Consider the following 22556-nt stretch of genomic DNA (forward strand, 5'->3'; position numbering starts at 1 on the left):
CGGCTGGCCCGGCGCCGGGCCAGGGAACTGCCGGCCACGGAACTCAGGTTCCGCAGAAGGTCCGGTAGGGACCAAAGCTTTCCGGCGCGGCCTCCTTATAGCGTTCGACGCCGGGACGCTCGTTATAGGGGTCTGTCACCGCTTCAAGCAATCGCCCGAGCGGCTCAAGGTCACCATTGGTCCCCGCGGCCAGTGCTTCCTCAACGAGGTGGTTGCGGGGCACATACGCGGGGTTGACCCGGTCCATTCGGTCCGCGTCCGGATTCAGGGTCCTCCACCGCTCGGTCCAGGCGCCGAACGCATCCGGCTCCGTGAACATGCTCCGCGCCGGCCCGCCATTGCCGCGGGCTGCGCTTCCAAGCCGGCGGAAGAACGACGTATAGTCGACCCGCCCCTCCTGCAGAAGCCCGAGCAGGTCGTCAATCAGGTGCGAAGCCACGTCATCGGCGACGCCGCCGTGCAGTCCGAGCTTCGCCTTCATGCCCGCCAGCCATGCGGAACTGTACTGCCGGCGGAATTCACCCAGCGACTCCTGGGCCCGCTCGACCGCCCGCTCCTCGTCGTCGTCGAACAGCGGAAGGAGCGCCTCTGCCAAACGGGTGAGGTTCCACTCTGCGATGAGGGGCTGGTTGGCGTAGGCGTAACGGCCGTTCTCGTCGATGGAGCTGTAGACGGTGGCGGGGTCGAATGCGTCCATGAAGGCGCACGGGCCGTAGTCGATAGTCTCGCCCGAGATCGCCATGTTGTCCGTGTTCATGACGCCATGGATGAAGCCCACCAGCATCCACCGGGCCAGCAGCGCGGCCTGGGCGCCTATCACCGCATCGAACAGGGCCAGATACGGATTGTCCGCCTCCGCCGCGTCCGGATAGTGGCGGGCGATCGCATGGTCGGCAAGGCGGCGCAGCAGTCCGTCGTCACCGGCCACCCGGGCGTACTGGAAACTTCCCACCCGCAGATGGCTGCCCGCGACGCGCGTGAGGACCGCTCCCGGCAGCACGGTCTCCCGCTGGACGGGACGATCCGTGGCGACGACGGCAAGAGACCGGGTGGTGGGAATGCCCAGCGCGTGCATCGCCTCGCTGACGATGTATTCGCGCAGCATGGGCCCCACGACGGCGAAACCGTCCCCTCCCCGGGCAAAGGGTGTCCGGCCGGAGCCTTTCAGGTGGATGTCGCGCAGGCGGCCGCCGGCGTCGGAAATCTCACCGAGCAGGAGCGCACGGCCGTCACCGAGCCGCGGCGAAAACCCGCCAAACTGGTGGCCTGAGTAGGCCTGCGCAACTGGTGCGGCGCCGGCGGGGACGTCATTTCCGATGAGCAGGCGAAGCCCCTCCGGACTCCTGAGGAAGCCGGGGTCAAAGCCCAGTTCGGCGGCCAGCGGCTCGTTCAGGACCAGCAGCCGCGGGTTCGGGACCTCCTCCGCCTTCCAGGGGATGCCCATCTCGGCAAGCTCCGTGGCGAAGCGGCTTTCAAAGGTGACGGTTGATGCGGCTGCAGCGCTCATCTTTCAAGCATACGTTCGCCCGCCTTCCCCCAACGCCTCCTCACCTTTCGCCGCCGCCCCACCGACGCTTCCTCACCTTCTCGCAGGAAAAGCGGCAACCCTCTCTCAGCTTTCGCAGCGAACCGACAAACGCCCCTTCACGCCGTGAAGGAGCGTTTGCTTTTGGCCGGCAGGATCTGAGACAGCGTCGGTGGCTTTAGTGCAGGACGTGAGGGCGAAATTCGGACCATGTAGGAAGTCTACTTACTATTCGATGGTAATCATGCTTACCATTGCTGGGTGCTGGTTCATCAGCAGCAGCTAACCCTCAAAGGAAAGAGAGCAATGATGACCGAGAACCCATTTGGCACCGGACCGGGCACAACGGGCTACCCGGACACCACCGGCTCGGAAGCAACCGGATTGGGCACTACCGGCTACGGCACCACCGGATACCAGGATGATGCCTCCAAGAAGGACGTGGCGAAGGACGAGGCCGCGAATGTGGCAGGACACGCGGCGGGGGCAGCCCAGAATGTGGCGGACACTGCCAAGTCCGAGGCGAAGAACGTCGCCTATGAAGCCAAGAACAGCGCCCGGGACCTGCTGCACCAGGCAAAGTCGGACCTGACCAGCCAGGCCGGCACCCAGCAGACCAAGGCCGCCGAAGGCATCCGCAACATCTCCTCGCAGCTGCGAACCATGGCCGACGCACCGGACCAGCAGGGCGTGGCCTCGGACCTGATCCGGCAGGCCGCCGACCGCTCCTCAGACGTCGCCTCCTGGCTCGACAACCGGGACCCCGGCTCACTGCTGGACGAGGTCAAGTCCTTCGCCCGCCAACGCCCCGGCACCTTCCTGCTCCTCGCCGCAGGCGCGGGCCTGCTGGCCGGACGCCTCGGCCGCAGCCTGCAGGCCGGCGCCCCGGAAGCCACAACCGCAAACGGCTACGGATCGGCAGCCGGAACCCTGCCCCAGTACCCGGTCCAGCCGCCGGTCACAGAAAGCAGCCTGACAGCGGCACCTGCCGCTCCCCTTTATGACGCGCCGCAGGCAACCCCGACGACCTATGCGGAGACCGTGTACGGCGAACCTGCCCGCCCCGGCTTTGACGCGCCTGGTTCAGCAGGCGTTCCGCTGCGGGATCCCGAGGACCCGTATGCCGAGGGTGGGGGGCGTCCCCTGTGAGCAGCCAGATACCCGACGCACAGCACGCGGCCGCGCACGCGAAGGCCGACACCACCTCCCTCGGTGACCTCCTCGGTGAGGTCACCCGGGACCTGTCCACCCTGATGCGGCAGGAAATCGAACTCGCCAAAGCCGAACTCAAACAATCCGGCACCCGCGCCGGCAAGGGCGGCGGCATGCTCGCCGGCGCCGGCATCGCCGGACACTTCGTGCTCCTGTTCCTCTCCGTCGCCCTCTGGTACGCCCTCGGCGAGCTCATGGACCTGGGCTGGTCCGCCGTCGTCGTCGCCATCATCTGGGGCATCATCGCCGCGATCCTCGCCACCACCGGACGCAAAGAACTCAAAAACATCAAGGGCCTGCCCCAAACCCTCGAAACGGCCAAGGAAATCCCGCCCACCCTCAAACCGAACGGAGACCACCGATGAGCGAGAACCCGGACGCCATCCGCGCCGACATCGAAGCCACCCGCGCCCGCCTCGGCACCAACGTGGACGCCGTCGCGGACAAAGTCACCCCCTCCAACATCGTCCACCGCCAAACCAACAAGGTCCGCGACGCCGTCTTCGGAGCAAAGGAGAAAGTCATGGGCTCCCCCGAACACACCCACTCCGCCACCGGCAGCCTCCACCACGCCGCACACGCCACCTCCGGCGGGGTCCACCAGGCCACCGACGCCGCCGGCAACGCCCTCCACGACGCCGGCGAAGCGATCGCCGGCGCACCCCGCCAGGTCGCCGCGAAAACCCAGGGCAACCCCCTGGCCGCCGGACTCATCGCCTTCGGCGCCGGACTGCTCGTCTCCTCCCTCATCCCGCCCAGCGAGAAGGAACGCGAAGCCGCCGACGCCCTCAAAACCGCAGCCGAACCGGTCACCACCCAACTGACCGAGGCCGCCAAAGACATGGCCCAAGGCTGGAAGGAACCCGCCCAGGAAGCCATGGAAAACGTCAAGGCCACCGCCACCGACGCCGCCCAACACGTCAAGGACGAAGGCCAAACCGCCGCCCAAGACGTCAAAGCAACCGCCACCGACGCCAAAGACCACGTCCAAAACACCTAGCCGGAAGTCGCGCCCATCAGCGGACATCTTGGAACGCTACATCCCGGTACACGGGGTGTAGCGTTCCTCGTCCGCCCCGCCCCATCGCTCGTATCCCGCGTGGCACAAAGGGAGTAGGCTCAAAATGAAGGCGAAGCGCCCATCAAGAGCGAGGATTCCTGCCGGGCAGGGCCTTGCGGGTGCGGTCGTCCTTTTCGTCGCCACAAGGCCGCGGACGGGAGCCCGCGGTCATCCCCGGACCGTACGTCCGGTTGCAAGTAGTGGATCGGAGCATCCGGCTTCCAGTAGATCGAGACATGCGATGGCCGCCGCCGAGTCCGGCCAGCCGCCGACGTTCGGGCAAATTCCCGCGCCGACGCTGGAGCAATTGCAGGACCTGTTGCTTGAAAGCCCGGGGTTTGATGACTTCCTCCTCGAGCTGGCAGTCTTCTCTGCATCACAACTCGCCGTGCCAGATCCGATGTTGTGTGCGATCTCCGTCGAGCGGGACGGACGACTCATCACCGTGGCCAGCAGCAGCGAAAGCGCCAGGCAGATGGATGAGAGGCAGTATTGGTTCGACGACGGCCCCTGCCTGACCGCATTGAGGGAGGACAGGATGGTGCTGGTCAAGGACCTCGAAACGTCCGAACGCTGGCACCAATACTGGCAGGCAGTCACAGCCGACGGCGTCGTATCGGTCCTTGCGGTGCCAATCGACGCCGGACCGCAGGCAGCAGCCGCCCTGAACTGCTATGCCAGGAGCACTTCCGCATTTGATGCGGTGACCATCGAGGCGGTGCAGTCGTACGCCGCGGCACTGTCCCGCGTGCTCCGGCTGGCGATTCGCGTCCACCGTCTGACCATCCTCCCTGAAGGCTTGCACGGCGCCCTGCAGTCCAGGGCGGTCATTGACGCAGCCCTCAGCCTGGTCATGGCCCAGACCCGCGGCAGCCGCGAGGAGGCGGCCGAGGTTCTCCACAGAATGGCGCAATCCAACAGACAACAGCTGAAGCAGATAGCAACGGACATCCTCAACGGTGCACAGCTTCCCAAGCAGGCATACCGTGACGACACGACGGCCGAGTGAGCGGGCCATTGGCCAGGAAGCCCGTGACTATGATGGAGAGCACCTGCCGGACGTACCGCCCAGAGGGATGTTCCTGACCCCGATGAGATGTGAGGCCACCCTGTGACGCGGAAGCACCCAAAGGCAGCGGAACTGCCTGAGATGTTCGCCTGGGTTTCGGGCCTGCTCCTCACGGAGCCAGTGGTTGACCGGGCCGTGGAAAGTCTGGCGCAGGTAGCGCACGAGAGCCTGGCCGGCAGCATGGGCGCCGGCGGCACGCTCATCGACGCCCAAGGCAGGCCAACCAGCACGGCATCGACGAACGCCTTGGTTAAAGAGGCTGACCGGCTGCAGTACGACCTCGGGCAGGGTCCCTGCCTGTCCGCCTGGGCCGGGGGCCGGATTGTCCGTGTGGACGATGTTCGCACGGACCGGCGCTGGCCGGAATGGAGCGCCGCCAGCGCTCCCCTCGGCCTGCTGTCGTGCATCAGCGTCCCACTGCTGGTGCCGGACATCTCCGGTTCCAGCGAGCCGGAGCCCATCGGAGCCTTGAAGGTCTACGCAGACCGCCCGCATGCCTTTGACGAGCACAGCGAGCAGATCCTCTCCCTCCTCGCCGGACCTGCAGCGCTCTTCCTGTCCAACCTGCAGGCGCGGGAACGCGCCGCCACCCTCAGCGAGGCCCTGAAGGACGCCCTGCACACCCGGAGTGTCATTGACATGGCAAAGGGCGTCCTCATGGAACGGCTTCAGGTCGGGGAGCGGGACGCCCTGCAGGTCATGATGGCGCGCTCCCGGGACGAGGATGCACGCCTGAGCACCGTGGCCCGTGGAATCCTCGAACCGAGGACGGACCTCGATCGGACGCCATGAGTGTTGAACCTGACGGAGAGGCCCAGCGGGAACGGACTGCCAAGGCATTCCGGCAGACGGACCTTGAGATCGACAAACTCTGGATGCACTACTTCAGCATCGGCGGCGACGCCGGAGCCCTGGAGATCGAGGCCTACCTGCACGGTTCTTACATGCTGCGCCCCATCCAGCGGGACCTCTTGGACCACGCCATCTACGAACTGGGAAACTCGTCAGCGGACTGATCCGGCACCCGGGTGAGTGCCGCCGTCGTCCGACAGCCCCTAAAGGTGACTTTCGACGTCGAACTTGACGGCGCTGCCGGCACGGACTAAACAATAAGTAGCCTTATTATTATTGCCGTTCCCTGTAGGAGGATCTCCCGTGAGCGAAGAACGTGAAGACGCGTAGGGCAGCCGGGGGCCTGCTGCCAGCACTGCTTGCAATGGTGGTGCTGTCCGGTTGCGCTCCAGAGGGAACAGCCTCCACCGGTGCGGCCGAGGCATTCCACCGCGCCGTGGCCGGCTCGGACATGACCGCGGCCTGTGCGCTGCTGCAGCCCCACACGCGGGAGGAGACAGCCCGCTCCAGCGACGACGGCAGCTGTGCGAGCCAGCTGAAGAAGGCGCAGTTCCCGGATCCCGGGAAACTGCTGCGCACCGAGCAGTACGGTCAGGACGCCTTCGTGCAATTCGAAAACGACGCCGTCTTCCTGGCCGTCTCCGGAGGGGGCTGGAAGGTCACGGCCGCCGGCTGCAAGCCCAACGGGGAAGACGCGCCCTATACCTGTGAAGTAGGAGGCAACTGACATGCGCTGGAGCTTCACCCTCTACTTGGTCCTGATCTTCGGTGGCCTGGCCTACATGGCCGCCATCGGCCTGATGCGCGGATAGGCGGACTGTGAAAAAAGCATTGAGAAACAACGGCCTCAGCCTGTTCTTCGGCCTGATATTCCTGCTGGCCCTGCTGGGCCAGGCCATCACCGGCCATGCCCTGTACAACCAGGAACAGCTCACCGCCGGGCTGGAGCAAATCAGCTTCGCGCAATACCTGGTTTCGTCGAACTTTGCCGTGGACGTCTCCGAAAACTGGCAGTCCGAGTACCTGCAGTTCCTGCTGTACATCTTCGCCACCATCTGGCTGGTCCAGAAGGGGTCCCCCGAGTCCAAGGAGCTGAACGAGCCCGGCCCCGAGTCGGACAAGGAACAGCTTGTGGGCGAGTTCAGCAACGCCAAATCGCCGAAGTGGGCCCGCGTCTCCGGCTGGCGGCGGACCGTCTACTCCAACTCGCTGGGGCTGACGATGGGGCTGATCTTCGTCCTGTCCTGGCTGGTCCAGTCGATTGCCGGGAACAGCAACTACAACCAGGAGCAGATCCAGAACTTCCAGCAGCCCGTCAGCTGGACGGAATACATCGTCTCGCCGGAGTTCTGGAACCGCACGCTGCAGAACTGGCAGTCCGAATTCCTCGCCGTCGGTTCCATGGTGGTGCTGTCGATCTACCTCCGCCAGCGCGGCTCACCCGAGTCCAAGCCCGTGGGCTCGGCGCACGACGATACGGGCACCACAGGCTAGAACCCGGCACTCCGGGCGGTGCCCGCCGTCGGCCTCTGGCTCACAGGCCGTCGACGGCCCAGCCTTCCTGGTAATCCGGATGGTCCTTGTACACAGCGGCGAGGGCCATCAGGACGTATTCACTGGTGCCGCCGATGGCGGTGGGAACATCGGTCACCAGCGGGACGTTGCCCAGGATCTTCCGTTTGGCCGCGCATTCTGAGAGCACCCGGCCGGGGTTGAACCAGCCGACGGCCGGTCCCGCCGCACCTTCCGCTTCCAGTCCCTTCCGGGCATCCGCCTCCTCCTCAGCGATCCGCGTCTCCAGAAAATCGATCAGGTCGGCCATATGAAGTCCCTCGCATTCATTGTGGGTGGAGAGTGTCCGTGGTCCGGACGGTCAATCGCGCCGGTGTGGCGTCAGGTTTCCTCCCTCGGGCGGTGCCGCTTCTCCGGGGCCAGCGGAACGACAACCACCGGACGGGTCTGCCGGTGCGTGAGGTGGACGGCCACGGAACCAAGCAGCAGCTGCTCCAGCCGGGCGCCCACCCTGCCTTCGCGTGTCCCCACCACGATGACCGAGGCGTCCGCCGACTCGGCCAGCCGGGCAAGGGCCCGCGCCGGTTCCCCGACAAGGGTCAGGAGCGACCACCGGATCCCGGCCCTGCCGAGGACAGCCTGCAGGTGCTCCCGGAGACGGGCGCTGGTTTGCTCGACGTCGTCAACGGTTCCGTCCTGCCCCGCCGACTGCAGGAGGTCCTGGTCGTCCCGCTCGTTGCTGAGGTAGGACGTGATGTCCACGTAGGCACAGATGAGCTTGACGTTCAGGGAGTAGGCCAGCCGCGCGGCACTTTGCACGACGGCGGGCGGTTGCCCGGGCACGACGCCCGCCACCACGGGGCCTGCTATGCGCTGGGGGACGAATCCGCCCTCCCCTGCGGGGAGCCCGGCCTTCTTCGCTGGCTCATTCATGAGTGCTGCCATTCCACGCTGTCCTCACGGCAGATCGGGGTGACTCTCATTGTCAGCCTACTAGGAGGCATTGGCACGGGCAGCCAACCTGGTGGAGGATGGGCGCATGGCGGGACGCGCAGGTCGCACGCAGTTTGCCGTTGCCGGCTGGCTCTTCGGGTCGGTCAGCGTTCTCCTTGCCCTGACCATCCACGCTATGACCGGGCATCCCGTGCCTGCGGCGCCGATCGTCGTCGCCACTGCTGCGCTGCTGAGTTTGGCGGGTACCGTCGTGGCCCGCATGGGTGTTCCGAACTGGGCCCTGCTGGTGCTGGCCGGGGCCGGACAGCAGTCCGTTCACTGGGCTTTCGCGTTCTTCTCCGATCCGCTGGCCACCACCCTGGGCGGCGGCCACGGCCATTCGTCCGCCGCGCAGTTCAGCGGGCCAGGCGTTCTGCTGGCCGGCGTGCCGAGCCAGCCGCTGGATGTGCTGCTGTACGCCCATGCCGCGGCTGCGCTCCTGGCGTTCCTGCTGGTTCAGCGGCTGAAAACATCGGACCCAAAGCGGTTCAGCCCGGGCGCGGCCGCGTACCCGAGGTAGGGCAGCCCGAAGGCATCCTCGATGCTGGCCAGCAGGCTGTAGTGGTTGTACAAACGGTCCGAGGTGGTGCCCGCCCTCGCCAGCGGCGAGAGCACCAACGTCCCGATCAGGCCGCCCGCCGCTCCCCCGGGCAGCTCAGCCTTGCCGCTTTCCTTGCCCTCGGCCTCGTCGAAGGTGATGACCAGCATCCCGTCCTGCTTGTATGCCGGCGATGACATAATCTCCGGAATATGCCGGCGGAGCCATACATCGGCCGAGACCAAGCCGCCTTCGCGCCCGTCAACGCACGGGCTGTCGTGCCCGTCATTGCACAGGTTGGGGCTGATGTAGGACAGGTTCGGTGTGGTTGCCACGCTTTTAAGGTCGCCCGCGAGGCGGGAGAAGTCGACGTCGTTGCGCTGGCACTCGGGCGAGGACGTGATGCCGGCGAAGTACACGAACGGGTTGTGCCGGGTGGCGTACTGGTCACCCTCCGCCGCCGCGTGGTCCGGATCCTCGGTGCCGGGGTCCGGATGGCGGCACGGATCGCCCATATCCTCCATGTACGCCTTCCAGGTTTTGCCGGCCGCGGTCAGCTGGCCGGCAACCGTGGGCACCGACTGGGGGTACACGCAGCCGCTGCCCTGCTCCTGGCCCAGCGATGATGTTCCGCTCGAGTCGAAAGCCTCATACACCGGGCAGTCCCCCTTGGTGGCGGAGTTGGGGCCCTGCCCCGAGATCTGGGCGATGTAGTTGGGAAGGCTGGCATGCCCGACGGCGTAGTACCGGCTGAGCAGCACGCCCTGCGGGCGCAGGGTCTGGGACAGGTACTCTGCGTCCGACTGGTCGTTCCAGACGTCCCGGAAGGACTTGTTTTCCAGGTTGATCACGAACACGTGCCCGGGCTTTGTTCCCGCCGTCGGCGAGGGCGACGGCGGCTGGCCCGTTCCGCAGGCGGCCAGCCCCGAGAGGGCGGCCACGGCCAGCAGGGCAGGCAGGAGGAGCGTTCGGCCGGCCGGCGGGCGCCGGTACCACCCGTGCCGGTGCCACCTGTGGATCAGAGCAGCTCTCATTGGATCCTGCCTTCTGCAGCGACGTCGTTTCGCGGTCCCGGCTCCATGCTGGCACCGCTATCCCGGCCGCGGCATGAAAGAAAGCTGGGAGTTGTTTGGGAGGGCGCACCATGCTCCTGCCGGAATGGGAGCGGGACCGCATGTTAAGTTGAATCGGTGGGACAGACCTGTCCTGCGCACCAGCCTGGGAGAGTCAATACGTGGAATCGCCTTCACCAGTCCGAATTCTGACCGTCTGCACGGGCAACATCTGCCGCTCCCCCGTGGCGGAACGCCTGCTCCAGGCGGGTCTGGACCAGGTCCTTCCCGGCGGCTTCGAGGTGCGCAGCGCCGGGACCCGGGCCCTGGTGGGCGAACCCGTCCAGCCGCTCTCCACGGACATCATCCACACCTTCGGCGGCACGGCGGAGGGCTTCGCGGCACGCCAGCTGTCGGGCAAGATCCTTCGGCACGTGGACCTGGTGCTCACCATGACCTCCGGCCACCGGGGCGAGGTGCTCCAGCTGGATGCCTCGCTGCTGAAGCGCACCTTCACCATCCGCGAGTTCGCCAGGATGCTCGATGTCCTCGAGGAGCGGGAGGGCCAGGCACCCCCGGCGGCGGGCCTCAACGGTGAGCGGCTCGCGGCCAACACCAGGCTCTGGCGCAAGCTTCCCGCCCGGGCGGCATCGGTCCGGCACCTCGCGCTGGCCCCCGACGCGGCGGACAACGACGTCGTTGACCCCTACCGCCGCAGTGCCGAGTACTACCGGCAGATGGAGGACGAACTGGCCCCGGCGATCATCTCGATCCTGCGTTTCGCCCGGCTGAACGTCCCCGCTTAAGCCAGCCGGCCGCCGTCGTTCTCACGGACGATTTTTGGTGATAGCGTCCGATCATGAATTCCCGGAACAGTCCGGGAGCAGGGGGCAACGGCGACCCCGCTCCGGGTGCCGATGGCGGCACCAAACCCAAGCGGACCGTACGCAACGCAGTACTGGCAGTGGTGCTCGGGGTTGCCCTGGTGGCGGGCGGCTTCCTCTTCAGCCTGGCCCAGATCTGGAACACCCAGACCGCCAAGACGGAGATCAGCGCGGCACCGGAAAGTCCCACGCAGACGCCCACCAAAAAGCCCTCACCCACCAAGAAGCCCGCGCCCAAACCGGTAAAACCGCCACCTCCGGCCGCGCTGCCCATGAACATCCTGCTGATCGGCAGCGACCACCGCAAGGGTGATGCGCCGGCACCCAACGGCCTGCCGAATCAGCGCGCGGACGTCCTCATGCTGGTGCATCTGGCCGCCGACGGGAAGCACGCCTACGGCATCTCGCTCATGCGCGACCTCTGGGTCCCGATCCCCGGGTACGGTGAAGCCAAGATCAACTCCTCGCTCGAACAGGGCGGAATGCCGCTGGCCGTGAGGACCGTGGAATCCCTGTTCGGGCAGAGGATCCAGCACGCCGTCATGATCGACTTCGAAGGCTTCAGGGGCATCACCGAGGCGCTCGGCGGCGTGGATGTGAACAATCCGGTGGAGTTCACCGCCAGTTTCGATACGCACCAACATTTCCCTGCCGGAGTGAACAAGCTGCAAGGCCAGCGCGCCCTCGAGTTCGTCCGCGAGCGCTACGCGTTTGCCGACGGCGACTTTCACCGGGTCTCGAACCAGCAGCTGTTCCTGCGCTCCACCCTGGCCAAGCTGCTGTCCGCCCGCACCTTGACCAACCCGGTGACCCTGTACAAGCTGGTCAACACGGCGTCGAAGTACATCACGGTGGACAAGGGGCTGGACGCGACCGGGCTGGCGAGCCTCGTCTACACCATGCGGAATGTCAGGATGCAGGACGCGGTGTTCTTCACGCTTCCGACGGCGGGATTCGGAACCAGCACCGATGGGCAGTCCATTATCCTGCCGGACTACGGCGCCGCCGCCGCTGTCGGCGCGGCCCTGGGGAACGACCGGCTGGGGCAGTACGCCGCGACGCTGGGGAAGTGATGTTGGCTTCGTTGACGACGACCGGGAGGGGCAGCCAGTGAAAAAGCTGATCTGGATCATCGCAGGTATTGCCGTGCTGTTTTTCATCGTGGGCGCGGCGGTGAAGGCGGTGGCTTTCCTGCTGTGGGTGGCGCCTTTCCTCCTGCTGGCGGCCCTGCTGGTGTTCTTCCTCAACCGCTCGGGCGGCAAACGCATCCCCTGAACGCTCCCTCGCGTGCGGACGCGTGCGGGGTTCCGGGGCGGGTGATTACACTGCCGACATTCCGGGTACGGCACTAGTAACGTGGAAAATTCGCAGGCCTAGGTCGAAACGGGAGTGCAATCGTGGGACAGAACGGAACCTCAGCTGACGGAACAAACAAGGATGCACCGGTGCCCGCTGCCTGGACCGCCGGCGCCGTGGAGCTCATCCTGATCCGGCACGGCGAGAGCCAGGGAAACGTGGCGGCCACCGACGCCACGGTTTCCGGCGCGGAGGTGATCGCCGTCCCGGCACGTGATGCCGACGTCGAGCTTTCCTCCACAGGGCGGGAGCAGGTGACGGCCCTGGGCCGCGCTCTGGCGGCGGTCCCCGAGGACCGGCGGCCCGACGTCGTCATCTCCTCCCCGTACATGCGCGCGTACCAGACTGCTGAGATCGCCGTGGAGACGGCAGGCTGGCCCGTCCCGGTCCGCTCGGACGAGCGCCTCCGCGACCGTGAGCTGGGCATCCTGGACATGCTCACGGCCTTTGGCGTGGAAACCCGGCTGCCCGAGGAGGCAGAACGACGGCGGTGGCTCGGCAAGTTCTACTACCGCCCGCCGGGCGGGGAATCCTGGGCGGACGTGGCGCTGCGGCTCCGTTCCGTCATCGGCGAACTGAACGCGCTGGGCAGCGGCCACCGGGTCATGCTGGTGTGCCATGACGCGGTCGTCATGCTGTTCCGCTACATCCTGGAAGGCATGTCCGAACGGGAGCTCCTGGACGTTGCCGTCAGAAACCCGGTCCTGAACGCTTCACTGACCCGCTACGTCCGGCCGGAGGGTGTTGGGCCGTGGACGCTGGAAAGCTTCAACGTGGCCGACCACCTCATGGCGGAGGGCGTCGAAGTGACCGAACACGCCGGGGACACCAATGTCCACCCGCGCTGAGCCCTCCGACACCGCAGCCAAAAACAATGCCGGCACCCTGATCACTCCCACGCTCCTGCGAAGCTGGCCGCTGCCCGCCGCGGGATCCAACAAGTACTCCCGCGGTGCGGTGTTGGTGGTGGGCGGAGGCCGACGCACCCCGGGCGCCGCGTTGCTCGCCGGCACGGCCGCCCTTCGCGCGGGGGCCGGGCGGGTGACGTTGGCGGTCGCCGAATCGGTAGCGGTTCAGCTGGCCGTGACGCTGCCCGAGGCAGGGGTGATCGGACTGCCGGAATCCCCCGGCGGGTCGGTGGGCGACGCCGGACTCCAGGACCTGCTCGAGGATTATGACTCTGCGGATGTGGTGCTGATTGGCCCGGGGCTGGATGACATCGGGCAGACCGAGGCGCTGCTGCGCGGGCTTCTCGAGCACGACGCCACCCGTAAGTCAGATGATGCTCCGACCCTGGTGCTCGATGCCTACGCCCTGGGCGCCCTCCCCCGGCTGGCCGAGGAACTCGGCCCCTGGGCCGGCCGGCTGATCCTCACGCCGAACACCACCGAGGCGGGAATCCTGCTGGGCCGTGGCGCAGAAGATTTGGCGGCGGACGTTGTCGAACTCGCCGGGGCGTACCGGGCGGTGGTGAGCTGCCAGGGCATGATTGCCGGGCCTCCCGGCGTCGGAAAGTCCGGCATCGGAAACCCCGACGGCGGCTCTCCTGACAGCGCTTCCCCCGCCACCGGGGACCACTGGGAAATCACCACCGGCTACGGCGGGCTGGGAACCTCAGGCAGCGGCGACATCCTGGCCGGCGCCATCGCCGGGCTCCGGGCCCGGGGAACCAGCGATGTGCAGGCTGCCTGCTGGGGCACGCACCTGCACGCAGCGGCAGGCGACAGACTGGCCAGCCGGGTGGGCAGCCTCGGCTATCTGGCCCGGGAACTCGCCGACGAACTGCCGCCGCTCATGATGGAACTCGCCACGTAAGGCGAACGCGCGCATTACTTCATCGACTTCAGGATGGACCGGAGCGACGCGGCGGCCTTGGTGGCTGCGGCCTGCGGCCCGGCGCGTCCTGCTGCGACGTCGCTGACAGCCTTGGCTATCGGCAGTTCGGCCATCGCGGCGCCGGCGAGGTCGCCGTGGCCCTGGACGATCCCCCAGTGCTCCAGGTCGTTGGACCCCTGCAGCAGCGCGGAGAGGACGTCCCTGGCATAGATGCCGCCGAGCCGTTCGGAATGGCCGGCCGTGATGGGGGTGGACATCCAGGCATCGGCGTACTCAGCGGGGTTCGCGGTGTTGCCCGAGCGCACCGGAACGCGCTCCTCCGGGGCAATGGCGAGCCAGTCGGCATAGCCGTCGGTCAGGAAGTACTCCACGAAGCGGCGGGCGGGTTCGGCGTCCGAATCAGCCGTCACGGTCCACGAGATCACTTCGCCGAAGTGCGCCGGCCGAGGCCCGTCCGGCCCTTGCAGGCCGGCCACCACTCCGGTGTTCCGCGCCAGGAACAGCGGGTCCTTGACGCATTCGGGGCAGCTGGGCCGCGCATCGGTCCGCGTGCCAGCGAGCTCATCCAGCATGTTCGTCGGCCAGATGGCCATGGCCGCCTTGCCGGCGAAGTAGGCGGACCGCACCGAATCAATGTCTTGTATGCCGGGTGCGGAATAGTTCCTGAGCAGGTCGCGGTAGAAGCCCAGCGCCGCGACGCACTGGGGGCTGTCGAACGTGATGCCTCCGCTGGCGCCCAGCATCTCGCAGCCGTTTCCGAGCGCAATGTGCTCAAACGACTGCTGCGTGAACGCCTGGCCGGTCTTGTTGGCTGCGACGATTCCCGCGAGCGCCGGGGAATCCAGCTTCCTGGCCGCGGCGACGATGTCCGCATACGTCCGGGGAGCCTTCAGCCCGGCTTTGGCGAAAAGGTCCTTGCGGTAATAGACCAGCTGGTGCCAGGCGGAGCCCGGAATGGCCAGCTGCTGGCCGTTGTCGCGTGTCAGTTCGAGCACCCGTGCGGCCCACGTCTGCTCCCCGAGGCTTTGCACTATGGCCGCGTTGGTCTTGTAGTCGGTGTGGCCGGAGGCCGCCATGGTTCGGACCTGCCCCAGCGACAGGGAAGCCATCACGTCGGGAAGGTCGCCGGAGGCGGCCGACGAGGTGAGCACCTGGGTGAAGCGGTGCGGCGGAACGCCCACGAGGTCGGCCTTCACGCCGGTGGCAGTGGTGAAGTCCTCGATGACCGCACGAAGCCTGGCCATGCGGTCCGGAAGCGTCTCGGTAGTCCAGACCGTGATGTTGTGGTGGTCGGTGTCCGGGGCGGGCACGGGCGGCTGGCCATTGCCGGGCGTGCAGGAGACCAGAAACGCTGCTGCCAGGGAGACCACCGCCAGAACGCCCGCCCTGGCCTGGCCTCTGGTCCTGTTCACTGGCGCTCCTGCCATACGCTTTCCGCAGTACGGACGCACGCGGGGCGTCATACCCCGCGTACAACTAGGAGACCTGTTTAACCAGCGTAACCAATCGGTGCCGGGCTGTCAGCAGGGCTTGGCTCCAGCACAGTCGGGGGCACACACGAAGGGACGGCCTCCGCCCGTTGAGCCGGAGACCGTCCGCGAGAGGATCCCGATGCTGCTGCCGTGCGCTGTCTGGCGCGGTGGCGTGCTCCCGGGCTAACCGCCCCTTCTGGCAGCCAAATTGAGCCCCGGGTCCTCCCGTTCACCGCCAGCCGCATCGGCTGGCTGTAGATGTTTTATAGCACCGGCACCACCCCGCCACAAGGGTTTCGCTGCTATTGCCCGGCCCGGCGGGCCGGGAGTATTTTAAGCGTGGGATTGAGCTCAAGCAGCAGGGCGCCGAGCCCCCTAACCAGGAGCGCGTCAATGACGACCATCTCCAACGCCCATCTGCCCGGCGAAGCGCAGCGCCCCTCCGGGGATCCGCTCTGGTGTTCCCAGTGCCAGACCGATGAGCACCTGATCGTCGAATCGATCGAGGCCCTGCATCCCCCTCAGGACGGGATGGTCGACGTGTCCTACACCTGCGTGGAATGCGACCACTTCTACGCCCACCCTGCCGTGGTGCACGATGTGGCAGGAGTGCTGAACCGCCACGGCCAGGTGATGGGGGTGCTGCAGTTCGGCGGCGAGTACTTCCACTGCGGAACCCCAATGGCCTCGGTCAGTTCCGGAACCAGCAGCATCTACGGCTCGGAGTTCGGCCACCACCGGACCATCCACGACGTCCACCTGCCCACCCGGCTGCTGCGCTGCGCCTGCGGGTTCCAGATGGAAGTGCCCGACTGAGCACGCCCCCGCCGTAGACCCGAAGTCCCGAGGTCCCGAGTTTTTGTACAGATAATGGCCGCTGAAGGGCATTTTGGAGCCATTATCTGTACAAAAACTCGGGAGGGCGGACCGGCAGGGAGCCGCGGCAGCCCGCCGTCGTACTCCGCACTCATTCATTCCCGGAATGCCACCAACTACGCGTTGCCTGGAATGGCCACACAGTCCCGCCACGGGCCGCTGGCCAGAAAACCTTTTGCCGGGGTGCCGCAGGCGCTATCCTGATGCCGTCGGTTCTGTGAACCGCTCACGGTCCGGCCGGCACCCTCGCCCCAACAGGGGCGTCGAAGCGCGATGCCGGGGAGTGGCAGACGATGACCGCATATCAGCAACCCGCAAGCACCACCGCCACTGAGGTTCCGCCGGTGGTGCCCCTCCGAAAAGGCAACATGGTGGTCAAGTGGGTCACCACCACCGACCACAAGACCATCGGGTATCTGTACCTGATCACTTCCTTCGTGTTTTTCTGCTTCGGCGGCGTGATGGCCCTGCTCATCCGCGCCGAACTCTTTGAGCCAGGCATGCAGGTCCTGGTGACAAAAGAGCAGTACAACCAACTGTTCACCATGCACGGCACGGTCATGCTGCTCATGTTCGCCACCCCGCTCTTCGCGGGGTTCACCAACGTCATCATGCCGCTGCAGATCGGCGCGCCGGACGTCGCGTTCCCCCGGCTGAACGCGCTGGCCTACTGGTTCTTCCTGTTTGGCTCCACCATCGCCGTTTCCGGCTTCATCACCCCGCAGGGATCCGCCTCCTTCGGGTGGACGGTCTACGCGCCCCTGAACAACACCACGTTCACACCGGGCATCGGCGGTGACCTGTGGGTCTTCGGCCTGGCACTGTCCGGCTTCGGCACCATCCTGGGTGCGGTCAACTTCATCACCACCATCATCTGCATGCGCGCCCCCGGCATGACCATGTGGCGCATGCCGATCTTCACCTGGAACACCCTCGTCACCTCGGTGCTGGTGCTGATGGCCTTCCCGCCACTGGCCGCCGCGCTGTTCGCCGTCGGCGCGGACCGCCGCTTCGGGGCCCACATTTACGACCCCGAGAACGGCGGGGCGATTCTGTTCCAGCATCTGTTCTGGTTCTTCGGGCACCCCGAGGTGTACATCATCGCCCTGCCGTTCTTCGGCATCGTGTCCGAGATCTTCCCGGTCTTCAGCCGCAAGCCGATCTTCGGCTACAAGGGCCTGGTCTACGCCACCATCGCGATCGCCGCCCTGTCAGCCACGGTCTGGGCGCACCACATGTACGTGACCGGCTCCGTGCTGCTGCCGTTCTTTGCGCTCATGACCATGTTCATCGCGGTGCCAACCGGCGTGAAGTTCTTCAACTGGATCGGCACCATGTGGGGCGGTTCGCTGACGTTCGAGACCCCCATGCTGTGGAGCATCGGATTCCTCATCACGTTCCTCTTCGGCGGCCTGACCGGCATCATCCTGGCGTCCCCGCCGCTGGACTTCCACGTCTCCGACTCCTACTTCGTGGTGGCCCACTTCCACTACGTGGTGTTCGGCACCGTGGTGTTCGCGATGTTCGCCGGCTTCTATTTCTGGTGGCCGAAGTTCACCGGCAAGATGCTCAACGAGCGCCTCGGCAAGATCCACTTCTGGATGCTGCTCGTGGGCTTCCACGCCACCTTCCTGATCCAGCACTGGCTCGGCGTTGAAGGCATGCCCCGCCGCTACGCCGACTACATGCCGCAGGACAACTTCACGGCCATGAACCAGTTCTCCACCTTTGGCTCCTTCCTGCTGGGCGCGTCGCTGATTCCGTTCTTCTGGAACGTGTACATCACGGCCCGCAGCAACCAAAAGGTGGAGGTCGACGATCCCTGGGGCTTCGGGGCTTCCCTTGAGTGGGCCACATCCTGCCCGCCGCCGCGGCACAACTTCACGTCCCTGCCGCGCATCCGGTCCGAGCGCCCGGCCCTGGACCTGCACCATCCCGAGCTGCGCATCCGCGAGCACGACGCCGTGCATTCACCCGCGGCCGAGGTTCTGGGCGCGGCGGACATCGGCGAACGTGACGTAAAGAATCCGAACCCCGACGTGTAGCGGATCCCGGAACAGACTGAGGCCCCGGACTGGAATCCGGGGCCTCAGTGCGTGTTCAGTTCAGTTGGCTGGCGGTCCCTAAGCAGCCGCGGCGGCCAGCAGCCGGCGCGCTCCGGCGCCCATCCCGGCGTCGGCCGGGGCAAGGACGCGGACATTGCATTCGGACTGCTGCGGATCGATGGAACGCGGCAGGTGGTGCGTTTTGGAGCATTCCCGCAGCTGTTCCAGCGCGACAGGCTCCACCCGGGCGTGGCTGACATCGACGACGAGCTGCAGGCCCTGACGGAGGTGGTTGGCGCGCTTCATGACGACGTAAAGAGCTTGGATGCTTTGGGCGGTGACGTGACCCTGGGCGGCGACCTGGGCCTCACCGCAGTCGAGGTCTACTCGGACGAGTACCTTGAGCTTCTGGTTCAAAAAACTTCTCCCCTCATGCGCGGCCGCGACGCTGCGACCGGATACAACCCTAGCGTGCATGTGACCCAGGTAACAGGAAAATTCCAAATGTTGCAGAAATGGGACTTTCACAACTTTCCGGGCCCCGGCAGGGGACGCGGACCGGCCCCCCCGGCACGCAAATGGTCCGGGGACGCGTGGGTTCCGGCGCCCCCGGACCATGAATATGTCCTCGGGTGCTCGACGGCGAGCTGTTTGGAGGTGGGGCGTTCGACGGCGGCACAGGGTTTGGCGTGCCGCCCGACTTTTGGCCGGGTTAACTCCGTGTCGGGTCAGGGCGCAGCGGCTCGGGGCCGGGATCGGGCACCGGAAGCGGGCCGGGCGGCTCGGGCGTGGGAACGGGGTTCGGCGGAGCCGGGCGGGACGGGTCCGGCCGCATGGGGTCCGGGCCGGGCTCCGGCGGGAACGGCTCTGGTTCGTGGACTGGCGGGATGGTCATGCTTCCCCCTCGAAGGCTCTTGTGGGTTCCTTATTGCTGACGCGAGTTCAGGATACGCCCGGTGCCGGAGCGTGGACAGGGCTCCGCAGGGGTCCGCGAAGCGCGGGAAAGCGTGCCTCTCCCCCGGTAGCGAACGGCGGCCCAAATGTCAGGGCGGCTCTATATATTGAGGGAATGAGCCACACTCCCCTGCAGCAAGCCGAAAGCTCCTCCGCCGTTACCACGCCCGGGCCGCCTGTCGCCAAGCGGGTGCCCACCGAGCGAACGCACCACGGGGACACGTTCGTGGACCAGTACGAATGGCTGCGGGACAAGGAGTCCGAGGAGGTCGTGGCGCACCTGAAGGCAGAAAACGCCTACCAGGAGGCCCTCACGGCGCACCAGGAACCGCTGCGCGAGGCCATCTTCCAGGAGATCAAGGGGCGGACCAAAGAGACAGACCTGTCCGTTCCCAACCGCAAGGACGGCTGGTGGTACTTCAGCCGGTCCGTGGAGGGCAAGGAATACGGCATCCAGTGCCGGGTCCGGGCCCGGAACACTGGCAACCCGGTGGCCGACTGGACGCCGCCGGCGGTGGAGGCCGGCGTCGAAATCCCCGGCGAGGAAGTCCTCCTGGACGGCAACGTCGAGGCCGAAGGCAAGCCCTTCTTCTCCGTGGGGGGCACGGCCGTGACCATCGACGGGAACCTTTACGCCTATGCCGTGGACAACGCGGGCGACGAGCGGTTCACGCTGCGGATCAAGGACCTGCGGACCGGAGAACTGCTGCCGGATGTCATCGAGAACATCTTCTACGGCGTGTCCTTCTCCCCGGACGGCACCCGCATTTTCTACACGGTGGTGGATGACTCGTGGCGGCCGTACCAGGTCAAGTCCCACGTCCTGGGCACCCCGGTCACCGACGATGAGGTGATTTACCAGGAGGACGACGTCGCCATGTGGCTGGGCTTTGAGCTCTCCGCAGACCGGCGCTACCTCGTGCTCGGCATCGGCTGCTCCGAGTACAGCGAGACTCGCCTGCTGCGGTTTGACGATCCCGACGGCGGCCTGTCCACCGTGATTTCCCGCAACGACCGCGTGCTCTATGAGGCCGAACCGTTCCTGTTCGAGGGCCCGGACGGGCAGAAAACTGACCGCATCCTCATCACCCACAACCGCAACGCCGTGAACTCGATGGTCTCGCTGGTGGACCCGGCCGAGTTCTCCAAGCCGCTTTCCGAGCAGCACTGGACCACCGTCGTCGAACATTCCGACGACGTCCGGGTCAACGGGGCGGGGGTCACCGCCACCCACCTGGTGGTCTCAATCCGCAAGGACACCATAGAGCGCGTCCAGGTGATGTCGCTGTCCGGCCTGGGGACCGCCTCGCAGCAGGCGCCGGTGGAGCCCGCGTTTGACGAGGAGCTGTACACCGCGGGCGTGGGCGGTTCCGACTATGAGGCGCCCGTGATCCGGCTGGGCTACACGTCCTACTTCACGCCGTCGCGCGTGTACGACTTCGTCCTGCCCACCCCGGAGCAGCCCGCCGGTGAACTGCTGCTCCGCAAGGAAAGCCCCGTGCTGGGCGGGTACGATTCCGCGGACTACGTGGCCACGCGGGAATGGGCCGTGGCCAGTGACGGCACCCGCGTCCCCCTGTCGGTGCTGCGGCACACGTCCGTCAGCCGGGACTCGACGGCGGCCGGCCTGGTCTATGGCTACGGCTCGTATGAGCTGAGCATGGACCCGGGCTTCGGCATCGCACGGCTTTCGCTGCTGGACCGCGGAATCGTGTTCGTCATCGCCCACATCCGCGGCGGCGGCGAACTCGGCCGGCACTGGTACGAGGACGGCAAGAAGCTCAGCAAGAAGAACACGTTCACGGACTTCATCGCAGCCACCGACTGGCTGGCGCAGTCCGGATGGGTGGCGCCGGACCGGATTGCCGCGCTGGGCGGATCCGCCGGCGGCCTGCTCATGGGCGCCGTGGCCAACCTCGCCCCGGAGAAATACGCCGCCGTCGTGGCCCAGGTTCCGTTCGTGGACGCGCTGAACACCATCCTGGACCCGGAGCTGCCGTTGTCGGCCCTCGAATGGGAGGAATGGGGCAACCCCATCACCGATCCCGAGGTGTACCGGTACATGAAGTCATACACACCGTACGAGAACATCCGCGAGGTGGCCTACCCGAAGATCGCCGCGGTCACGTCCTTCAACGACACCCGGGTGCTCTACGTGGAGCCGGCCAAGTGGGTGCAGGAACTGCGCAACAAGACCACGGGCAGCGAGCCGATCCTCATGAAGATCGAGATGGACGGCGGCCATGGCGGCGCGTCCGGACGCTACGTGCAGTGGCGCGAGCGGGCCTGGGACTACGGATTTATCGCGGATTCGCTGGGGGCCACCGAACTGCTGCCCGGAGCCGGGCTCAAGCAGGGCTCCGGGCTCGAGTAGGGCTTCCTGCGCCGTCGTTTCGCCAAAAATGGCCGCCTGGGCACGTGCCCGGGCGGCCATTTTTGGCGAAACGGCACCCCGTCCCGCTTCGGTGTTTTCAGAAAATAGTAATCCTGCTTACTATTATCGGGCGTAAGGGCTCGGAGCACCTGTCCGCTGGGGGCGGGGAATCCGGAGCCGGAACTGGAGCACAGCGTGAGCAATGAAAAGGGATTGACCCCGCTTTCCGAAGACGAACTGAACGCCCAGACGGGGACCGCCCTGCCGGACAAGGAAGTCGCGTCCGTACTCGACCTGAACGCCGATCTCGACCTGGACATCGGCGCTGCGGCCCCGATCGACCTGGCCGTCGCGGCCAATGCGAACGTGGCCGCTCCGATTGATGCGGCCGCGTCCGCCAACATTCTGTCAGCCGGGTCCGAGTCGCAGGCGCTGGCGGACCAGGGCGTCATCATTGACCAGGGAATCACCGCCGATGCCGCCGCAGACTCCGCCCAGGACAGCACCATCACCCAGGGTGCCGGCGCCGACGGCGGAACTGTCGACGGCGGGACCCCCGACGGCGGGACCCCCGACGGCGGCACGCTTTCCGGCACCGCCCTCCCGAACGGTGCGCTCCCGGATGGCACGCTGCCCGACGGCACCCTGCCCGACGCAGGAGTCGGCGCCCTTCCTGTGGACCCGGCCGCTGCCCTCGACGGCGATCTCCTCAACGTGAACGTGGACCTCAATGCCGACGCCGACATCGCCGCCCCGATCAACGGCGCCGTGGCCGCAAACGCCAACGTTGCCGCGCCCATCGACGCCGCGGTTGCCGCCAACATCGGCTCGATCGACAGCGATGCCACCGCCGTGGCCCAGCAGGACGCCATCATCACGCAGAACATCGACGGCGAGGCCACCGCATCGGCAGACCAGCAGTCCGACCTGCAGCAGTAGTACCTGA

25 protein-coding genes are annotated in these 22556 nt (G+C 66.6%); 18 read left to right on the forward strand and 7 right to left on the reverse strand.

The genetic code is table 11. The features are described from left to right. Window positions 1–43: 43 nt before the first annotated feature. Complete coding sequence (locus ACFRAH_RS14840) at window positions 44–1507, reverse strand: YdiU family protein (protein WP_377991669.1); 1464 nt, start codon at window positions 1505–1507, stop codon at window positions 44–46. Window positions 1508–1831: 324 nt separating this feature from the next. Here ACFRAH_RS14840 and ACFRAH_RS14845 point away from each other — a divergent pair, with 324 nt between their 5' ends. The 8 genes from ACFRAH_RS14845 to ACFRAH_RS14880 all read left to right on the forward strand — a co-directional run bounded on the left by ACFRAH_RS14845 (window position 1832) and on the right by ACFRAH_RS14880 (window position 7212). Next, window positions 1832–2674, forward strand: coding sequence for a hypothetical protein (locus ACFRAH_RS14845; RefSeq protein ID WP_377991670.1), 843 nt, complete (start codon window positions 1832–1834; stop codon window positions 2672–2674). Next, entirely contained in the window at window positions 2671–3102 is a 432-nt protein-coding gene (locus ACFRAH_RS14850; protein ID WP_377991671.1) for a phage holin family protein, read from the forward strand. The genes ACFRAH_RS14845 and ACFRAH_RS14850 overlap by 4 nt, the downstream gene beginning before the upstream one ends. Then, a complete protein-coding gene (locus ACFRAH_RS14855) occupies window positions 3099–3737 on the forward strand; it encodes a DUF3618 domain-containing protein (protein ID WP_377991672.1) in 639 nt (212 codons plus the stop codon). The genes ACFRAH_RS14850 and ACFRAH_RS14855 overlap by 4 nt, the downstream gene beginning before the upstream one ends. 301 nt (window positions 3738–4038) lie before the next feature. Then, window positions 4039–4806, forward strand: a complete 768-nt coding sequence (locus ACFRAH_RS14860) for a GAF and ANTAR domain-containing protein (RefSeq protein WP_377991673.1) — start codon at window positions 4039–4041, stop codon at window positions 4804–4806. Window positions 4807–4908: 102 nt separating this feature from the next. Continuing rightward, window positions 4909–5658, forward strand: coding sequence for a GAF and ANTAR domain-containing protein (locus ACFRAH_RS14865; RefSeq protein ID WP_377991674.1), 750 nt, complete (start codon window positions 4909–4911; stop codon window positions 5656–5658). Next, window positions 5655–5882, forward strand: coding sequence for a hypothetical protein (locus ACFRAH_RS14870; RefSeq protein WP_377991675.1), 228 nt, complete (start codon window positions 5655–5657; stop codon window positions 5880–5882). The genes ACFRAH_RS14865 and ACFRAH_RS14870 overlap by 4 nt, the downstream gene beginning before the upstream one ends. A 152-nt stretch (window positions 5883–6034) precedes the next feature. Next, window positions 6035–6445, forward strand: coding sequence for a hypothetical protein (locus ACFRAH_RS14875; protein ID WP_377991676.1), 411 nt, complete (start codon window positions 6035–6037; stop codon window positions 6443–6445). Between the two features lie 92 nt (window positions 6446–6537). Then, complete coding sequence (locus ACFRAH_RS14880; RefSeq protein ID WP_377991677.1) at window positions 6538–7212, forward strand: DUF6766 family protein; 675 nt, start codon at window positions 6538–6540, stop codon at window positions 7210–7212. 40 nt (window positions 7213–7252) lie between these two features. Here the strand turns inward: ACFRAH_RS14880 and ACFRAH_RS14885 are convergent, their stop codons facing one another. Both ACFRAH_RS14885 and ACFRAH_RS14890 read right to left on the reverse strand, forming a co-directional pair. Then, window positions 7253–7540 carry a DUF6221 family protein gene (locus tag ACFRAH_RS14885; RefSeq protein ID WP_377991678.1) on the reverse strand — a complete coding sequence of 96 codons (288 nt, stop codon included), beginning with the start codon at window positions 7538–7540 and terminating at the stop codon, window positions 7253–7255. Between the two features lie 71 nt (window positions 7541–7611). Continuing rightward, window positions 7612–8163: a universal stress protein gene (locus ACFRAH_RS14890; protein WP_377991679.1), complete on the reverse strand. Its 552-nt coding sequence runs from the start codon at window positions 8161–8163 to the stop codon at window positions 7612–7614. Between the two features lie 106 nt (window positions 8164–8269). Here ACFRAH_RS14890 and ACFRAH_RS14895 point away from each other — a divergent pair, with 106 nt between their 5' ends. Further along, window positions 8270–8743 carry a hypothetical protein gene (locus ACFRAH_RS14895; protein ID WP_377991680.1) on the forward strand — a complete coding sequence of 158 codons (474 nt, stop codon included), beginning with the start codon at window positions 8270–8272 and terminating at the stop codon, window positions 8741–8743. Here ACFRAH_RS14895 and ACFRAH_RS14900 read toward each other — a convergent pair. After that, window positions 8680–9795 (reverse strand): alkaline phosphatase family protein, encoded by a 1116-nt coding sequence (locus ACFRAH_RS14900; protein WP_377991681.1) that lies wholly within the window; start codon window positions 9793–9795, stop codon window positions 8680–8682. The genes ACFRAH_RS14895 and ACFRAH_RS14900 overlap by 64 nt on opposite strands. 200 nt (window positions 9796–9995) lie before the next feature. Here ACFRAH_RS14900 and ACFRAH_RS14905 point away from each other — a divergent pair, with 200 nt between their 5' ends. The 5 genes from ACFRAH_RS14905 to ACFRAH_RS14925 all read left to right on the forward strand — a co-directional run bounded on the left by ACFRAH_RS14905 (window position 9996) and on the right by ACFRAH_RS14925 (window position 13868). Further along, window positions 9996–10619 (forward strand): low molecular weight phosphatase family protein, encoded by a 624-nt coding sequence (locus ACFRAH_RS14905; RefSeq protein WP_377991682.1) that lies wholly within the window; start codon window positions 9996–9998, stop codon window positions 10617–10619. A 53-nt stretch (window positions 10620–10672) separates the two neighbouring features. Then, a complete protein-coding gene (locus ACFRAH_RS14910) occupies window positions 10673–11770 on the forward strand; it encodes an LCP family protein (protein WP_377991683.1) in 1098 nt (365 codons plus the stop codon). A 37-nt stretch (window positions 11771–11807) separates the two neighbouring features. Then, the gene (locus tag ACFRAH_RS14915; protein ID WP_377991684.1) at window positions 11808–11972 is read left to right on the forward strand and encodes a hypothetical protein; all 165 of its coding nucleotides are present in this window, start codon (window positions 11808–11810) and stop codon (window positions 11970–11972) included. 170 nt (window positions 11973–12142) lie between these two features. After that, window positions 12143–12901, forward strand: coding sequence for a histidine phosphatase family protein (locus ACFRAH_RS14920; protein ID WP_377991685.1), 759 nt, complete (start codon window positions 12143–12145; stop codon window positions 12899–12901). Then, the gene (locus ACFRAH_RS14925; RefSeq protein WP_377991686.1) at window positions 12885–13868 is read left to right on the forward strand and encodes an NAD(P)H-hydrate dehydratase; all 984 of its coding nucleotides are present in this window, start codon (window positions 12885–12887) and stop codon (window positions 13866–13868) included. The genes ACFRAH_RS14920 and ACFRAH_RS14925 overlap by 17 nt, the downstream gene beginning before the upstream one ends. Window positions 13869–13882: 14 nt before the next feature. On the opposite strand, the gene ACFRAH_RS14930 is transcribed toward ACFRAH_RS14925, so the two are convergent. Further along, window positions 13883–15301 (reverse strand): ABC transporter substrate-binding protein, encoded by a 1419-nt coding sequence (locus ACFRAH_RS14930; RefSeq protein ID WP_377991687.1) that lies wholly within the window; start codon window positions 15299–15301, stop codon window positions 13883–13885. Between the two features lie 453 nt (window positions 15302–15754). Between ACFRAH_RS14930 and ACFRAH_RS14935 the strand changes: the two genes are divergently transcribed. Continuing rightward, window positions 15755–16177: a hypothetical protein gene (locus ACFRAH_RS14935; protein ID WP_377991688.1), complete on the forward strand. Its 423-nt coding sequence runs from the start codon at window positions 15755–15757 to the stop codon at window positions 16175–16177. A gap of 353 nt (window positions 16178–16530) precedes the next feature. Continuing rightward, window positions 16531–18282 (forward strand): cytochrome c oxidase subunit I, encoded by a 1752-nt coding sequence (ctaD, locus tag ACFRAH_RS14940; protein ID WP_377991689.1) that lies wholly within the window; start codon window positions 16531–16533, stop codon window positions 18280–18282. Window positions 18283–18360: 78 nt separating this feature from the next. On the opposite strand, the gene ACFRAH_RS14945 is transcribed toward ctaD, so the two are convergent. Together ACFRAH_RS14945 and ACFRAH_RS14950 are read right to left on the reverse strand one after the other, a co-directional pair. Further along, window positions 18361–18699 carry a hypothetical protein gene (locus tag ACFRAH_RS14945; protein WP_377991690.1) on the reverse strand — a complete coding sequence of 113 codons (339 nt, stop codon included), beginning with the start codon at window positions 18697–18699 and terminating at the stop codon, window positions 18361–18363. A gap of 295 nt (window positions 18700–18994) precedes the next feature. Beyond that, the gene (locus tag ACFRAH_RS14950; RefSeq protein WP_102971730.1) at window positions 18995–19177 is read right to left on the reverse strand and encodes a hypothetical protein; all 183 of its coding nucleotides are present in this window, start codon (window positions 19175–19177) and stop codon (window positions 18995–18997) included. A 174-nt stretch (window positions 19178–19351) separates the two neighbouring features. On the opposite strand from ACFRAH_RS14950, the gene ACFRAH_RS14955 reads away from it, so the two are divergent. After that, window positions 19352–21610: a S9 family peptidase gene (locus ACFRAH_RS14955; RefSeq protein ID WP_377991691.1), complete on the forward strand. Its 2259-nt coding sequence runs from the start codon at window positions 19352–19354 to the stop codon at window positions 21608–21610. 195 nt (window positions 21611–21805) lie between these two features. Next, window positions 21806–22549, forward strand: coding sequence for a peptidoglycan-binding protein (locus ACFRAH_RS14960; RefSeq protein WP_377991692.1), 744 nt, complete (start codon window positions 21806–21808; stop codon window positions 22547–22549). Window positions 22550–22556: the final 7 nt, after the last annotated feature.

This window comes from Arthrobacter sp. NPDC056727 (genome assembly GCF_042790555.1).
GTDB lineage: Bacteria > Actinomycetota > Actinomycetes > Actinomycetales > Micrococcaceae > Arthrobacter.

Excerpts from the sequence above, each read along its gene's own strand:
- ACFRAH_RS14860 (WP_377991673.1), top strand. The coding sequence starts at position 4,039 with ATGGCCGCCGCCGAGTCCGGCCAGCCGCCGACGTTCGGGCAAATTCCC.
- ACFRAH_RS14955 (WP_377991691.1), top strand. The coding sequence starts at position 19,352 with ATGAGCCACACTCCCCTGCAGCAAGCCGAAAGCTCCTCCGCCGTTACC.
- ACFRAH_RS14885 (WP_377991678.1), bottom strand. The coding sequence starts at position 7,540 with ATGGCCGACCTGATCGATTTTCTGGAGACGCGGATCGCTGAGGAGGAG.
- ACFRAH_RS14845 (WP_377991670.1), top strand. The coding sequence starts at position 1,832 with ATGATGACCGAGAACCCATTTGGCACCGGACCGGGCACAACGGGCTAC.
- ACFRAH_RS14895 (WP_377991680.1), top strand. The coding sequence starts at position 8,270 with ATGGCGGGACGCGCAGGTCGCACGCAGTTTGCCGTTGCCGGCTGGCTC.
- ACFRAH_RS14950 (WP_102971730.1), bottom strand. The coding sequence starts at position 19,177 with ATGACCATCCCGCCAGTCCACGAACCAGAGCCGTTCCCGCCGGAGCCC.
- ACFRAH_RS14855 (WP_377991672.1), top strand. The coding sequence starts at position 3,099 with ATGAGCGAGAACCCGGACGCCATCCGCGCCGACATCGAAGCCACCCGC.
- ACFRAH_RS14925 (WP_377991686.1), top strand. The coding sequence starts at position 12,885 with ATGTCCACCCGCGCTGAGCCCTCCGACACCGCAGCCAAAAACAATGCC.
- ACFRAH_RS14840 (WP_377991669.1), bottom strand. The coding sequence starts at position 1,507 with ATGAGCGCTGCAGCCGCATCAACCGTCACCTTTGAAAGCCGCTTCGCC.
- ACFRAH_RS14935 (WP_377991688.1), top strand. The coding sequence starts at position 15,755 with ATGACGACCATCTCCAACGCCCATCTGCCCGGCGAAGCGCAGCGCCCC.
- ACFRAH_RS14890 (WP_377991679.1), bottom strand. The coding sequence starts at position 8,163 with ATGAATGAGCCAGCGAAGAAGGCCGGGCTCCCCGCAGGGGAGGGCGGA.
- ACFRAH_RS14910 (WP_377991683.1), top strand. The coding sequence starts at position 10,673 with ATGAATTCCCGGAACAGTCCGGGAGCAGGGGGCAACGGCGACCCCGCT.
- ACFRAH_RS14870 (WP_377991675.1), top strand. The coding sequence starts at position 5,655 with ATGAGTGTTGAACCTGACGGAGAGGCCCAGCGGGAACGGACTGCCAAG.
- ACFRAH_RS14900 (WP_377991681.1), bottom strand. The coding sequence starts at position 9,795 with ATGAGAGCTGCTCTGATCCACAGGTGGCACCGGCACGGGTGGTACCGG.
- ctaD (WP_377991689.1), top strand. The coding sequence starts at position 16,531 with ATGACCGCATATCAGCAACCCGCAAGCACCACCGCCACTGAGGTTCCG.